The 13754-nt window shown below is 61.5% G+C and carries 12 protein-coding genes; 9 read left to right on the forward strand and 3 right to left on the reverse strand.

Going from position 1 to position 13754, the window contains the following annotated elements; translation table 11 throughout:
• Window positions 1-377: 377 nt before the first annotated feature.
• Window positions 378-590 carry a hypothetical protein gene (locus tag C0Z16_RS07410; RefSeq protein WP_102631520.1) on the reverse strand — a complete coding sequence of 71 codons (213 nt, stop codon included), beginning with the start codon at window positions 588-590 and terminating at the stop codon, window positions 378-380.
• Window positions 591-974: 384 nt separating this feature from the next.
• On the opposite strand from C0Z16_RS07410, the gene C0Z16_RS07415 reads away from it, so the two are divergent.
• From C0Z16_RS07415 to C0Z16_RS07445, 7 genes are all read left to right on the forward strand, one after another.
• Complete coding sequence (locus tag C0Z16_RS07415; protein WP_102631521.1) at window positions 975-3014, forward strand: TonB-dependent receptor plug domain-containing protein; 2040 nt, start codon at window positions 975-977, stop codon at window positions 3012-3014.
• A gap of 1 nt (window position 3015) precedes the next feature.
• A complete protein-coding gene (locus C0Z16_RS07420) occupies window positions 3016-3546 on the forward strand; it encodes a YfiR family protein (RefSeq protein WP_102631522.1) in 531 nt (176 codons plus the stop codon).
• Window positions 3543-5477, forward strand: a complete 1935-nt coding sequence (locus tag C0Z16_RS07425) for a putative bifunctional diguanylate cyclase/phosphodiesterase (RefSeq protein ID WP_102631523.1) — start codon at window positions 3543-3545, stop codon at window positions 5475-5477. The genes C0Z16_RS07420 and C0Z16_RS07425 overlap by 4 nt, the downstream gene beginning before the upstream one ends.
• A 70-nt stretch (window positions 5478-5547) precedes the next feature.
• Window positions 5548-6000: a MarR family winged helix-turn-helix transcriptional regulator gene (locus C0Z16_RS07430; RefSeq protein WP_102631524.1), complete on the forward strand. Its 453-nt coding sequence runs from the start codon at window positions 5548-5550 to the stop codon at window positions 5998-6000.
• A 30-nt stretch (window positions 6001-6030) separates the two neighbouring features.
• Window positions 6031-6594 (forward strand): isochorismatase family protein, encoded by a 564-nt coding sequence (locus C0Z16_RS07435; protein WP_102631525.1) that lies wholly within the window; start codon window positions 6031-6033, stop codon window positions 6592-6594.
• Window positions 6595-6646: 52 nt separating this feature from the next.
• The gene (locus C0Z16_RS07440; protein WP_102631526.1) at window positions 6647-7987 is read left to right on the forward strand and encodes an MFS transporter; all 1341 of its coding nucleotides are present in this window, start codon (window positions 6647-6649) and stop codon (window positions 7985-7987) included.
• Window positions 7988-8323: 336 nt separating this feature from the next.
• On the forward strand, window positions 8324-9736 hold the full coding sequence (locus C0Z16_RS07445) for an MFS transporter (RefSeq protein WP_102631527.1): 1413 nt from the start codon (window positions 8324-8326) through the stop codon (window positions 9734-9736).
• Between the two features lie 17 nt (window positions 9737-9753).
• On the opposite strand, the gene C0Z16_RS07450 is transcribed toward C0Z16_RS07445, so the two are convergent.
• Entirely contained in the window at window positions 9754-10824 is a 1071-nt protein-coding gene (locus C0Z16_RS07450) for a hypothetical protein (RefSeq protein ID WP_102631528.1), read from the reverse strand.
• Between the two features lie 171 nt (window positions 10825-10995).
• On the opposite strand from C0Z16_RS07450, the gene C0Z16_RS07455 reads away from it, so the two are divergent.
• Both C0Z16_RS07455 and C0Z16_RS07460 read left to right on the forward strand, forming a co-directional pair.
• Window positions 10996-11907: a LysR family transcriptional regulator gene (locus C0Z16_RS07455; RefSeq protein WP_102631529.1), complete on the forward strand. Its 912-nt coding sequence runs from the start codon at window positions 10996-10998 to the stop codon at window positions 11905-11907.
• A 132-nt stretch (window positions 11908-12039) separates the two neighbouring features.
• Entirely contained in the window at window positions 12040-13182 is a 1143-nt protein-coding gene (locus C0Z16_RS07460; RefSeq protein ID WP_102631530.1) for a DSD1 family PLP-dependent enzyme, read from the forward strand.
• 25 nt (window positions 13183-13207) lie between these two features.
• Here the strand turns inward: C0Z16_RS07460 and hpaR are convergent, their stop codons facing one another.
• A complete protein-coding gene (gene hpaR / locus C0Z16_RS07465) occupies window positions 13208-13615 on the reverse strand; it encodes a homoprotocatechuate degradation operon regulator HpaR (protein ID WP_042277081.1) in 408 nt (135 codons plus the stop codon).
• Window positions 13616-13754 lie beyond the last annotated feature (139 nt).

Consider the following 13754-nt stretch of genomic DNA (forward strand, 5'->3'; position numbering starts at 1 on the left):
CCGGCATGCGTTGCCGTCACGACGCAAGAAGCGCGCCGCGTTAGGCATGTCGAGAACGTAGGTTAGCGATGCGAGGTGCCGCCACGGGCAGGCGTCGACGAATGAAGATTAAACGGGGGAGAGAACCGAACAGCGAGCGGGAGAGAACCACTGATCAGTAAAGGAGAGCGGCTGATGGAAGCGATAACAAGCGATAGCAAGCGACGCCTTCAGTGAGCGCCGACACGTCAACGACGCCCCCACACTGACACATGCATTCGCGCAACCAGGACAACTCACCACGCGTTGCTGCGTCTTCAAGGCACTCACGAGACATTGCGGAGACACCCGCGCAGTAACGCGCAACGTGACCCGCGGTGCGGCTCGTGACAAGCGGGTTAACCCGGTGGCACCGCGCCGCTCAGTATCCGCTGCAACGTGTCGATCTTCCGCAGATGCACGCCCCACAGTTGCCCGCCGTCCTTGATGCGGCGCAGGCGCTCGTGCCAGTAGTCAAGCGGGAAAGCGGAATTGTCGCGGGCACTGGCGCGCGCGCGCAGAAGCACGTGTTCGAGATGAGCAAGATCGCGTTCGATCATCGCCTGTCGCATGGCGTCCAATGCTCCGGAGGAGGAAGTTGCTTGCATAACGGTCACAAAAATAACGGGAAAGAAGCAGGGCGTGTAGCAAGCCACGTGCCGCGATACGGCCGCCGCCCACGCCAGTCCCGCCGAAATCCATGCTTCATGCGCTAAAGTCGGGTATCTAGCAAAGGCGCGACCAGCGCTTCGCCTCACTTTCTGGCGCCAATGCACGGCGCAAAAACCATCTGCACCGATGCCCTTTTTACAATTGCGCCACCCGCTGGAGGCAACACCTGAGTCCCCATGAACAGAGGATCGCAAGCTCGCCGTAATTCAAGCTTCCCTTCTCGCAGCCGATAACTGACAGATGACGATCCATTTCAAGGAGCGTTCCCAGACCAACCGGCTGTCATGGCTCTCACTACGCGCGCTTCATTTTCCATTTCGCACCGCCTCGTCGTTTATTCGGTCGCCGCACTGGCAACGCTAAGTTCGCCGGCCGTTTTCGCCGCTAGCGAACCTCGCGCGAGCGAGGCGCCCGGTTCGGATTCAACCGAACTGGCCGCGATGCCACTGGAGGCGCTGATGCAGGTCACCGTCAATACCGCGTCCCGTTTCGACCAGTCTGTCACCGACGCACCGGCCGCCGTGGTCGTGCTTACCGCCGAGGACATCCGTCAGTTCGGCTGGCGCACGCTCGCCGAGGCGCTCGCGTCGCTGCCCGGCCTGTACGTCACCAATGACCGTTCGTACGAGTACCTCGGCGCGCGCGGCTTCCAGCGCCCCGGCGACTACAACAGCCGGTTTCTGCTGTTGATCGACGGCATGCGCACGAACGACGGCGTGTTCGGTCAGGCGCCGATCGGCACGGACTTTCCGCTCGACATGGATCTCGTCAAGCGCATCGAATATGTGCCGGGCCCCGGTTCCTCCGTGTATGGCGCGAACGCGCTCTTCGGCGTAATCAACGTAATCACGAAGAACGGCAGCGATCTGGCAGGCGCGGAGGCGGCAGTCGCGGTAGGCAGCTACGGCGAAAAGAAAGCGCGCGCGTCATACGGCTGGCATGGCGCGCAAGGCGCGGACATCCTGCTTTCGGCGACCTCGTATGGGCGAAGCGGTCAGGATCTCCACTACGCGGCGTTCGACACGCCCGATCAGAACCACGGCGTGGCCAACCGGCTCGACTACGACCGCGCGCAGGACTTTCTCGCCAAGGCCGCATACGGCGACTTCCGGCTCAGCTTCATCTACGGAAATCGCACCAAAGGGATTCCCGACGCGCCGTACGGCGTGGTCTTCAATGCACCGTTCAGCGTGACCGATACGCATAGCTATGTCGACCTCACCTATCAGCATGCGCTGTCGGAAGGCGTCATGCTGGCATCCCAGTTGTACTGGGGCCGCTATGACTACCGGATGCCGTCCGTGTATGGTCCCGAACCGGATGTAGCCAACGTGGACGGCAGCCACGCGCTGTGGTACGGCGCCGACGTGCATGCGACGATATCGTCGATCGCGAAGCATCGCATTGTGATCGGCACTGACTTCGCGAGAGACGCGCGCCTCGACCAGTACAACAACAACGTCGACCCGTATTCACAAATACTGGACGATCATCACAGCGGCAACCGCGCCGGTGTCTATATCGAGGATGAAATCACGCTGCCCGCCAGTTTCATGCTGAACGCTGGCTTGCGCTATGACCAGCAGACGGCCTCTGGCGGCAACCTGAGTCCACGCATCGGGCTCGTCTACAAGCTGACGCCGCGTGATACGTTCAAGCTCCTGTATGGCCAGGCGTATCGCGCGCCGAACGCGTATGAGATGTACTACGCGGTGAGTGGCACAGACGGTCAGTTGAAGAATCCATCGCTGAAGGCCGAGCATATCGCGACCACCGAACTGGTCTACGAAAGAGCCGTGTCCGATACAGGGCGCGCCACGCTCTCGTTGTTCCATTACAACGCGCGCGATCTGATCAGCGCGACGCAGGATGTGTCCGGCCTCTATATTTTCCGCAACGTCAGCCGCGCAACGGCGAGAGGCGCTGAGCTGGCCTACGAACAAAAACTGGCGGGCGCGCGCCTGCGCGCAAGCTACTCGTACCAGATAGCTCACGATTCGAACACAGGCGCCGCGCTGCAAAACTCGCCGAGGCATCTCGCGAAAGCGAACCTCGCGGTGCCATTCTTCGCCAATGCGCTGATGACGGGGCTCGAAGTGCAATGCACGTCGCCGCGGCTTGCCGCGGTCGGCCACACCGGCGGCTTCTGTCTTGCGAATCTCACGCTAGGTTTACGCCGGCTGATTCGCGGAGCCGACCTGTCGTTTTCGATTTATAACCTGACCGACAAACGATACGCCGACCCAGTGGGTCCCGGCTTCACACAGGAGACAGTTGCGCAGCAAAGCCGAACCTTCCTCTTCAAGGCCGTCTACGGGTTCTGACATGGATCGCGTTCGCATCCGGATCATTGCGGCCTGTTTCGTATTCGCGTCACCGCTTCTCGCGCAGACATCCGTCGACGCGCAGGTCGACCTGTCCGCGCTCGAGGCGGCGTACATCTTCAACTTCGCGCAATTCACGGACTGGCCATCGGGGCGGCCGACCGACAACCTGCTCTCTGTTTGCGTGGATCAGGACAGCCCGCTCGGCCAGGCGCTCGCGAAGCTCGACGGCAAACATACCGGCAAGCAGGCGTGGCGGGTGCGCCCGTTGTCTCGCGTGGAAAAACCTGTGGATTGTCATCTCGCGGTGCTGACGGCGAGCACTGCATTGACTTCGGCGGTGAAGGCCCTGCTCACCTCCGACGCGCCCGTCGTCATCGTAAGCGAAGCCGACGCAACCGAGCAGGGCTGGGTGATTCGCCTCGTGCGCGACGGCGATCATCTGAAGTTCGATATCAACGTTAGCGAGGCTTCACGCCGGCGCATCACACTCAGCTCAAAACTCATGCGCCTCGCGAGGACAGTCCTATGAAAATCTTCTCGGTCTGGTCCAGGTTGGTGCGGCCACGCGAGCATGTCAATCTTGTCGGCGTCGCGATTGCGCTGTTGATTTCCAGTGTCGTGCTGCTGGTCTATCAGGCGTTCGCGTTGCGCATCTCGTTGACCGACGACGTCAGCGTGCAGGCATCGGTGCTCGCGGAAAACCTCACCGCGTCCGCGATGTTCGGCGACCGCGACTCGACTGCGGAAGTCCTCAATTCGCTGCGCAAAGTCCCTCATGTGGAAAGCGCGACCGTCTATACGCCCGACGGCGAACTCTTTGTGCGCTATGCAAGTCCTGGCCTGAGCCGCAACGAATACGCCGAAGGCACGCTGGCGCACGTCGGCGATTCGCGCCGCCTTTCACTCGAAGACGTCTTCGTCGCGGCACCGATCGTTCATAACGACCAGTTGCTCGGCAATATTGTGATCGTGGCGACAACGGATGCGATAAAAATTCAGCTCGTTCAGTACGGCTGCTTCCTGGTGGGCGCGTCGTTGTGTTCGGTATGGATCGCCCTGCTCGTGATGAAGCGCATGCGCGAGCGCGTGTCGCGCGTGGAGAAAGACCTCGAATATCTGGCGTCGACCGATCCGCTGACGGATCTGCCGAACCGCCGCGCGTTCTACGATGAACTGAAGACGCGATTGCACAAGGCAAGCGCAGCCAGAAAGCGCGTCGCGCTGATGATGGTGGACCTCGACAACTTCAAGACCGTCAACGATACATTGGGCCATGGCGCCGGCGATGAACTGCTCAAGCAGGTCGCCCAGGCGCTACTCAATGTCGTGCGGCCTCATGACCTCGTGAGCCGCATCGGCGGCGACGAATTCGCCGTGGTCATCGGGCCCGATGCGAGCCGCGTTCGCGCACGTTCGACGGCGGGCCGCATCGCGCGCAACCTGTCGCGCCCTTTCATTCTGCACGGCGTCGATTCGGCCGTGACGGCAAGCGTGGGGTTCAGCGTCTATCCCGAGGACACCACCGAAATGGCGGAACTCGTCAGCAATGCGGATATCGCGCTCTACTCTGCTAAAAGCCGGGGCAAGAGCGTTGCCGTGGAGTTCCAGAGCGAGATGACGGCGGAAGCGCAGCGGCGCGCGCGCATCGAGGCCGAACTGCGCAAGGCCGTGGATCAGGATGGGCTGGAGATCGTCTACCAGCCGCAGTTTGACTGCCTGTCTGGCCGCCTGCTCGGCGCGGAAGCACTAGTCCGCTGGACGCATCCTTCGGAAGGCCCTATTTCGCCAGCTGAATTCGTTCCGATCGCCGAGAACAGCGACCTGATCGTTGCGCTCGGCCGTTGGGTGTTGTCGCGCGCGTGCCACGACGCGGCGAACTGGAATGCCGGCATGAATGCGAGCGTTCACGTGGCGGTGAACATTTCGGCGCGTCAATTGCGAACCGACGGCTTCACGAATGAAGTGTGCAATGCTTTGGAAAAAAGCGGCCTGCCCGCGTCGCTGCTCGAACTCGAACTGACGGAAAGCCAGTTGATGTCCAACATGTCGGTGGGTATTCAGGCGATGCAGGAATTGCGCGCTGCCGGCGTGCGTCTGTCGCTCGACGACTTCGGCACCGGTTATTCGTCGCTGTCGTATCTGCAATCTTTTCCAGTGCATAGCATCAAGATCGATCGCAGTTTCATCAGCCCATTGCCGAACGGCGGTCAACCCATCGTCACCGCGATCATTTCGATGGCGCATAGTTTCGGCCTGCTCGTCGTCGCGGAAGGCGTCGAATATCCCGCGCAACTCGAATGGCTGTGCGACGCGCACTGCGATGTGGTTCAAGGCTTCCTGACCGGCCGCCCGATGTCGCTTGAACAACTGCTCGCGATCATTCGCGCAGAAGACGAGACACCCCCTCCTCGCAACCCGCCTCAAGTTCGGGCGAAACCGCAGCGGCTTCCCACCGCCTGAGCGCGCGCTTGACCGCGGCCATCTAAGAAGGTAGCCTGCACAGGTAACCTTCATAAATTTCCTGACACGCATGGGTAAGAACGATCCGGCGCTCGACTCCGATTCTCTCCACGCGTTAGCCGAAGATCTGCGCGTGCTGAACGGCAAGCTGCGCCGCCGTCTGCGTGAAGAGGCACATCTCGGCGATTTCACGCCTTCGCAGATACAGGTTCTTGGTCTGCTGGAGCGCGACGGACCGGCTACGGTCACCGAACTCGCACGCGCACACGGCATGCGCCCGCAATCCATGGGCGAGACGCTTTCGGTCCTGAAAGCCGCGGGTCTCGTGAGCGGCGCCCCTGATCCGAACGACGGCCGGCAAACCGTTCTGTCTCTCACGCCCGCCTTCCGCAAGAAAATCAAGGCCAGCCGCACGGCACGCGAAGACTGGCTGTTTCGCACTATTCAAACGCGCTTTTCAGCGGCCGAGCAGCGGCAACTGGCAAGCGGCGTCGATTTGCTCAAACGTCTGATCGACTCGTAACTCGTCAAGCACACCACAGCAGGAGCATCCATGGCACTGACTACACTCGATGCAAAAACCGCGCTGGTCGTGATCGATTTGCAGCAAGGCATCGTCGCGCTGCCCACCGCTCATGCCACCGGAGAGGTCGTCAAGCACGCGGCCGCATTGGCCGACGCGTTTCGCCGCCACAGTCTGCCCGTGGTGCTCGTCAACGTGGCGGGCGGCGCGCCGGGACGCGCGGAGCAATCGCGCCCCACGGGCGACTTTCCGCCTGGATTCGCGGACCTCGTGCCCGAATTGAACGTGCAGGCGTCGGACCATCGGGTGACGAAGCGCACTTGGGGCGCGTTCACGAATACGGATCTCGAAGCGTATCTGCGCGAGCAAGGCGTCACGCAGATCGTGCTGGCGGGCGTGTCCACCAGCATCGGTATCGAATCCACCGCGCGTTTTGCACATGAACTCGGCCTGAATATCGCGTTCGCCATCGACGCTATGACGGACCTGCATCTGGACGCTCACACCAACAGCCTTACGCGAATCTTCCCGCGCCTCGGCGAAACCGGCACGACGCAGGAAGTGCTCGATCTGCTTGAAGAAACACGCGCATGACCGTGCGTTGGAAGCCATACACCCCGCTGACTCTCGCATGGAGGGGGCTCAGGTGAGCAGCACCTTCCGTTCGCTGCGCAACTTCAATTACCGGATGTGGGCAAGCGGCGCGATCGTCTCCAACGTCGGTACATGGATGCAACGCACCGCGCAGGACTGGCTCGTCCTCACGGAACTCACGCAACACAATGCGACTTCGGTGGGTATCGTGATGTCGCTGCAGTTCGGGCCGCAAATGCTTCTGTTGCCGCTCACCGGTTATGCGGCCGATCACTTCGACCGCCGCAAGCTGTTGTTCATCACGCAGGCGGCGATGGGCAGCCTCGCGCTGGGTCTCGGCCTGCTCACCATAACCGGCCTCGTGCAGCTCTGGCAGGTCTACGTTTTTGCGGGACTCCTCGGCTGCGTGACTGCTTTCGATTCACCCGCGCGTCAGACCTTCGTGTCCGACCTGGTCGGCGAAAACGATCTGTCGAATGCGGTCGCGCTCAATTCCACGTCGTTCAACGCGGCGCGCATGATCGGTCCCGCGGTCGCGGGCTTGCTGATTGCATCGGTCGGAACGGGCTGGGTGTTTCTGATCAACGCGCTGTCTTTCGCTGCCGTGCTCGGTGCATTGCGCAAGCTGCGAGTGGGCGAATTACACCCGAAGCCGCGTATGGCGCCATCGCGGGGCAGCTTCGCCGAAGGCTTCAGGTATGTGTGGAACCGTCCCGATCTGAAGGCCGCGTTATTGATGCAGTTTCTGATCGGCACGTTCGGGCTCAACTTTCCGATCTTCATTTCGACAATGTCCGTCACCGCCTTTCATGCGGGCGCGGGCGAGTACGGCGTATTGAGCTCGACCATGGCGGTCGGCTCCGTCACGGGCGCGCTGCTTGCCGCGCGCCGGGCCAAACCGCGCATGGCGTTGCTGCTCGGCGCGGCGGCGGTGTTCGGCGTGGGCTGCACGGCGGCTTCGTTGATGCCGAACTATGTGCTGTTCGGCATCGTACTTGCCTTGATCGGGGTGTCGACGCAAACCTTCAATACGTCCACGAACAGTCTCGTGCAACTCTCCACTGAACCGGCCATGCGGGGCCGCGTGATCGCGATTCTGCTCGCTATCGCGCTCGGCGGCACACCGCTCGGCGCGCCCGTGGTTGGCTGGGTCGCTGATCGTTTTGGCCCGCGCTGGGCGCTCGGCGTCGGCGCGGCGTCCGGTTTCGCGGCGGCGCTCGTGGGCTTGCTGTACCTCATCAAATACCGGAGCTTGCGTGTGTACGTCGAGGGCCGACGTCTGCGATATAGCATCGAGGAATCTCGTCAGGCGCTGCCTTATGTGAGCCCCGCCATGGCCGTGCAAAACGCTGTGCTCGATGAAGCCGAAGAGGAATCGTCCTCGGGTGTGTAGAAGCGCGATGCGAATAGCCCCGGCTGATTGATCAGCCGGGGCTTTTTGTTGCGCCGTCCAGGCGGATTCGAGAACCGCCAGCTGTATCGACGGGATGGTTCATATTCCCCGCACAGCGAAGCGGAACAGCGCTTGACTGTGTTGTTCTCGCGCGGCAACTGTATTGAGTGGCGATTGAGGCCTTGCCGCGCATACCGGCCATCTGCTGCAGGGCAACATGCGCTCCGGGCTGCCCTACCTCGCGTATAAATCCTGGCTTGCATTGTTCGCGTCCCCGACGCCAAATGATGCAGCCGGACGAGCAGGTCACAACATTTCCGGCTCAGGAGGCGCGACATGGCAACGAATGCATCGGCGGGCGACCGCAAGCATCGCGGGCAGGCTCGCAAAGCAACCGCCAGCGGCTGGATCGGCTCAGCCCTCGAGTACTACGATTTCTTCATCTACGCACAAGCAGCGGCGCTGATCTTTCCTCAACTGTTTTTTCCATCGGGCAATCCGAAGATCGCGATTGTCGCGTCGCTCGCAACTTATGGCGTGGGTTACGTCGCGCGGCCAATCGGCGCGTTCGTGCTCGGGCATTGGGGCGATACGCATGGCCGCAAAAACGTATTGCTGCTGTGCATGTTCCTGATGGGCTTCTCGACTATGGCGGTCGGCCTGCTGCCGACCTATCACCACGTCGGCCTGCTCGCGCCCGCGCTGCTCGTCGTGCTTCGTTTGATCCAGGGCTTTGCGGTCGCCGGCGAAATCTCGGGCGCCAGTTCGATGATTCTCGAACATGCGCCATTCGGACGACGCGGCTATTACGCGAGTTTCACACTGCAAGGCGTGCAGGCCGGGCAGATTCTCGCTGCTGCCGTGTTTCTGCCGCTCGCCTATTACATGGACGAGAGTTCGTTCAATTCGTGGGGCTGGCGTGTTCCATTCCTGCTTAGCGCACTGGTGCTGGTGGCCGGCTACATCATCCGCCGCGAGGTTGAAGAAACGCCGGCTTTCGCGAACGAAGACGCTTCGGGCGGCGTGCCGAAATCGCCGATCGCGGAAGCGTTCCGCTACAACTGGCAGGACATGTTGCGCGTGGTCGGCTGCTCGCTGATGAATGTCATTCCCGTGGTCGCGACGATTTTCGGGGCCGCGTATGCGGTGCAGGCGTCGTACGGTATCGGCTTCTCGAAGAGCGTCTATTTGTGGATTCCGGTGATCGGCAACATCGTCGCCGTGCTTGTGATTCCGTATGTGGGCAATCTGTCGGACCAGATCGGGCGGCGACTACCGATCATCGTCGGCGCACTCGGCGCGGGGCTGCTCTCGTTCGCGTATCTGTACGCGATCAGCATTCACAACGTGGCGCTGGCGATAGTGATGTCGATCCTCATGTGGGGCATCATCTATCAAGGCTATAACGCGACGTTCCCAAGCTTCTATCCGGAGCTGTTTCCCACGCGCTCGCGCGTCTCCGCAATGGCGATCGGACAGAACATCGGCACGACGATTACCGCGCTGTTGCCTGCGTTGTTCGCCTATGTCGCGCCGCCGGGATCGCACAATGTCCCGATCACGATTGGGGCGATCACGTTCGGCATTACCATCATCGCGGCTGTGACGGCATGGAGTGCGCGCGAAAACTACCGCGTCAAACTCAGCGATCTGGGTCAACCCGGTGCAATGCCGCTCGACAAGCACAGCTATGACCAGCTGAGGGCTCAAACGATGGCAGAGTCGAAGAAGGCCGTCGCTTCACCGTGACGGACAGGTGTTTTATCTCAGCGCCATTGCGCGGTTAACTCGTTCGCGAGGACCATTTTCTCGCGAACCCGTTCGACAAACGCAGCGTCGACACCGCTCTGCGCCTTGAGGAATTTCAGAGCGGCGGAATGCACGGCGCGCATCGACCCGCCGTCCATTGCGCCGATACGCGCCGCATGCCGCCGTGTTTCGTCAACGAGATCACGCGCGCTGCTGAAGTCGGGCGACAAGCCGCTCTGCGCTTCGAACCCGGCACACAGAGCGGCCGCGTAGTCACGCGACTGTCCAAGCAGATCCATATCGACGAGCAAATCGACGCCTTCCGCCATTCGCCACGCGCAGAGCATCCATAAAGCGACAAATGCGCGGTATGCGTTGTTGCCCTCCGCACTGCGCGCATAGTGTTCGCACGCCATTGCGTAGGCGTCATCCGAAGCGGGTACGGCGGGCGGCAACTTCACATCGCACATCTCGATGATCTGCTTGACGAGCGGGTCGGCACGATTCAATCCGAGCACGCGAAACGGCGCGGCCACAAAAAACGGATTGCGCCATTGCTGGCCAAGCAGCCAGCCGGAAGCGAATTGCGAGGCGGGATTGCGCAGCACGCCCACATGCATCACATCCGGAAACGCGTGCTTGAGCCACGGCAATCTTCCCGACGAGCGGCAAAACTTGAGGACCGGCACGCTGCGCTGCCGCGCCGAGTGCTCGCATAGATTTTGTAAATACGCATGCAGCGCGGCGAATTCCGCGTCCGGCACACCACCGAAACGATCGATGCTGAACTGCCTTCTGTATCCGGCCACGCCGCGCGCGCCTTCGTGCAGAAACGGCCGGTACTCGTCGAAGTAAGGCGCCTCGAGCGGCGGATGCCCGGAGGTCAGCGTGGGACGGCTCGCGGAAACATCGGCAAGGGTTAAATCCGCGAGTACATTGCTGAGCGGCTCGTAAAAACCGGTGGCGGCGTCGAGCGCGCGCAGACGGGACCAGACCCAGGTGCCCGCGCTGCGCCAGCCTGTGTGCAGAAAAATGGCTCGTTTCAGGGCACTTTTGGGCGCGGCATCGGCCTCATGTGACAACGGCATCGGACTTCTCTTCGAATAAATGCGGCGGGGAATAGTTCAACGCATACTGTAGCGTCTGGAGCTGTCGGCTGCGTTACAGAAGCGTCACTTTACCTTGCATCGCCGGCCGGCACTGGAAGCGCGCGTGCAAACGCATTAAGCTCCAGAGTCCCGAACTGGAAAAGCGCCCCCATGAACGAATCCGCCGATATCCGCTTCCTGCTGGCCATTCGCGAAAGCGGGAGCCTCGTCGCCGCAGCGCGAAAACTGGGCCTGTCGGCGTCGGCGATCACTCAGCGCTTGCAGCAACTCGAGAAGAAGCTCGGCGCCCAACTGCTGAACCGCACCGCGCGCCGCCTGCAATTTACGGAAGAAGGCACGCTGCTGTGCGAACGCGGCGCGGAACTCGTGCAGCAGTTCGACATGCTGTTCGAAGACCTTCAAATGCGCCGTGGGGGTCTCATCGGCACGCTGAAGGTCAATGCGCCGCTCGGATTCGGGCGGCGCTACGTGGCGCCCGCCATCGCCGATTTTCAGCAGCAGCATCGGGATGTCGACGTTGCGCTGACACTCTCCGATCGACCTCTGACGGAGACCACGGAACGCTTCGACATTGTCGTGCATATCGGCGAGTTGCCGATATCGAACCGCGTGGGCTACACCATCGCACCGAACGCGCGCTTCGTATGCGCCGCGCCCGCGCTCGTCAAGCGCCTCGGCTCGCCCGAGTCGCCCGATGAACTGGGCACAATGCCTTGCATCGTACTGCGCGAAAACAATGAAGACGTTACGCTGTGGCAGTTCAGCCGCGGACGCACTCGCCGTAGCGTACGCGTCTCCTCACACTTGAGCTGCAATGACGGCGACGTTATTCGCCAATGGGCATGTGAAGGCCGTGGCGTGATCCTGCGCTCGGAATGGGACGTGGCGGACGACATCGCGAAAGGAAAGCTCGTCCGTTTGCTGCCCGCGTGGAAAGCACCCGACGCTGACGTCATGGCGCTCACGCATCAATGCGCCGGTCTGCCCGCGCGGACGCGAACTTTCATGCAGTATTTGCAAGCAAGATTCCGGCCGTTGCCGCCCTGGCGAGCGTCGCGTTAAGCTGCGCTGAATCTATAAGTTAGCGCATGTGAACGCGCTGTCACGGGCCAAACTCTATAATTAAGCCCGACTCCGCCGCCTTTCCGTTCGCAAGCATATCGCTCGAATAGCGCTTAATTTACCGGTGAAAGCATGAAACTGGAACAGATAGACACCCCCGCCGCCCTTATCGACATCGCCCGGATGCAGAAGAACATCGCGCGTATGCAGGGCCATATGAACACGCTCGGCGTCGCATTCCGTCCGCATGTGAAAACCACCAAATGCATCGATGTGGTGCGCGCGCAAATCGCGGCCGGCGCGCGCGGCATCACCGTTTCCACGCTGAAAGAAGCGGAAGCGTTTTATGCCGCCGGCGTTGACGACATTCTTTACGCGGTCAGCATCGCCCCTTCGAAACTGCCGCGAGCGTTGGCACTGCGCCGCCAAGGCTGCAATCTGAAGCTGGTGGTGGACAACCCCACCGCCGCAGCGGCCATCGCCGCATTTGGCGATCAGCACGGCGCAAGCTTCGAAGTATGGATCGAAGTGGACACCGACGGACACCGCTCTGGCATCACGCCAGAACACGAAAGCTTGCTCGATGTGGGCAGAATTCTTCATGAGAACGGTATGACGGTCGGCGGTGTGATGACGCACGCCGGTTCCAGTTACGAACTCGACACCGCCGAAGCGCTCGCCGCGCTCGCGGAGCAGGAACGCGCCGGCTGCGTGCGCGCGGCGCAGCGCTTGCGCGAAGCGGGCATCGCTTGCCCCGAGGTCAGTGTGGGATCGACGCCAACCGCACTAGCCGCCGCGCAGTTGGAAGGCGTGACCGAAGTGCGCGCCGGCGTCTACGTGCTGTTCGATCTCGTCATGCACAACATCGGCGTGTGTTCACTCGAAGACATCGCGCTGAGCGTGCTGGCCACCGTGATCGGGCATCAGGCCGACAAGGGCTGGGCTATTCTCGACGCAGGCTGGATGGCGATGAGCCGCGATCGCGGCACGTCGAACCAGGCGCATGACTTCGGCTACGGCCAGCCGTGTTTGCTCAACGGCACGCCGCTGGCCGGTTATGTCGTGAGCGGCGCGAACCAGGAGCACGGCATTCTTTCATCGGCGGATGAAGGCTCGCGTGCAGACAGCCAAGACATTACGCAGCGCTTTCCAATCGGCATGAAGCTGCGCATTCTGCCTAATCATGCGTGTTCGACCGGCGCACAGTTTCCCGAGTATCACGCCGTGACGCCGGACGGCCACAGCGTGCAATGGATGCGCTTTCACGGCTGGTGAGCAAGCGCGCTCACAGCGTGCACCGTCACTCGTCTTCTTCCTCGAGACCCGCCAGTAGATCGTCGACGGCGCGATAGACCCGCTCGACGATCTCCGGCCCCACCTTGCGCTCGAGCTCGCGGTAGTGCGCCTCCAGATCCTTCGAGATCACGCGCACCAGTTCAACGCTCGTGTCGGTTAGCGAAACCAGCACGCGGCGCTGATCTTCCGCGAAACGTTCCTTCGTCACCAGTTCCATGCTCTCCATGCGCGCAAGCACGCCGGCCATGCTCGGGCTCGAAATCGTGCAGATATCGGAGATATGGCGCGGCTCCATCGGGCCGTGCTCGTTGAGCGCGCGAATCACACGCCATTGCTGTTCGGTCAAGCCATGCGCCGTGATCAATGGCCGGAAACGCTCCATCATCTTTTCTCTGGCGCGCAGCAAGAGCATTGGCAGGTTGCGGTGCAAAACTCGTGTGGAAGCGGAAGCGGACATAGTGGACGATGATTGAAAGCAGCCCGTCGAAACTTAAGGGAAAACCCGCGATCAGCCGACTGGCTATTGACCCTGGATCATACCAAGCGCAATA

Origin of the sequence: Paraburkholderia rhynchosiae, assembly GCF_002879865.1 — a bacterium.
GTDB lineage: Bacteria > Pseudomonadota > Gammaproteobacteria > Burkholderiales > Burkholderiaceae > Paraburkholderia > Paraburkholderia rhynchosiae.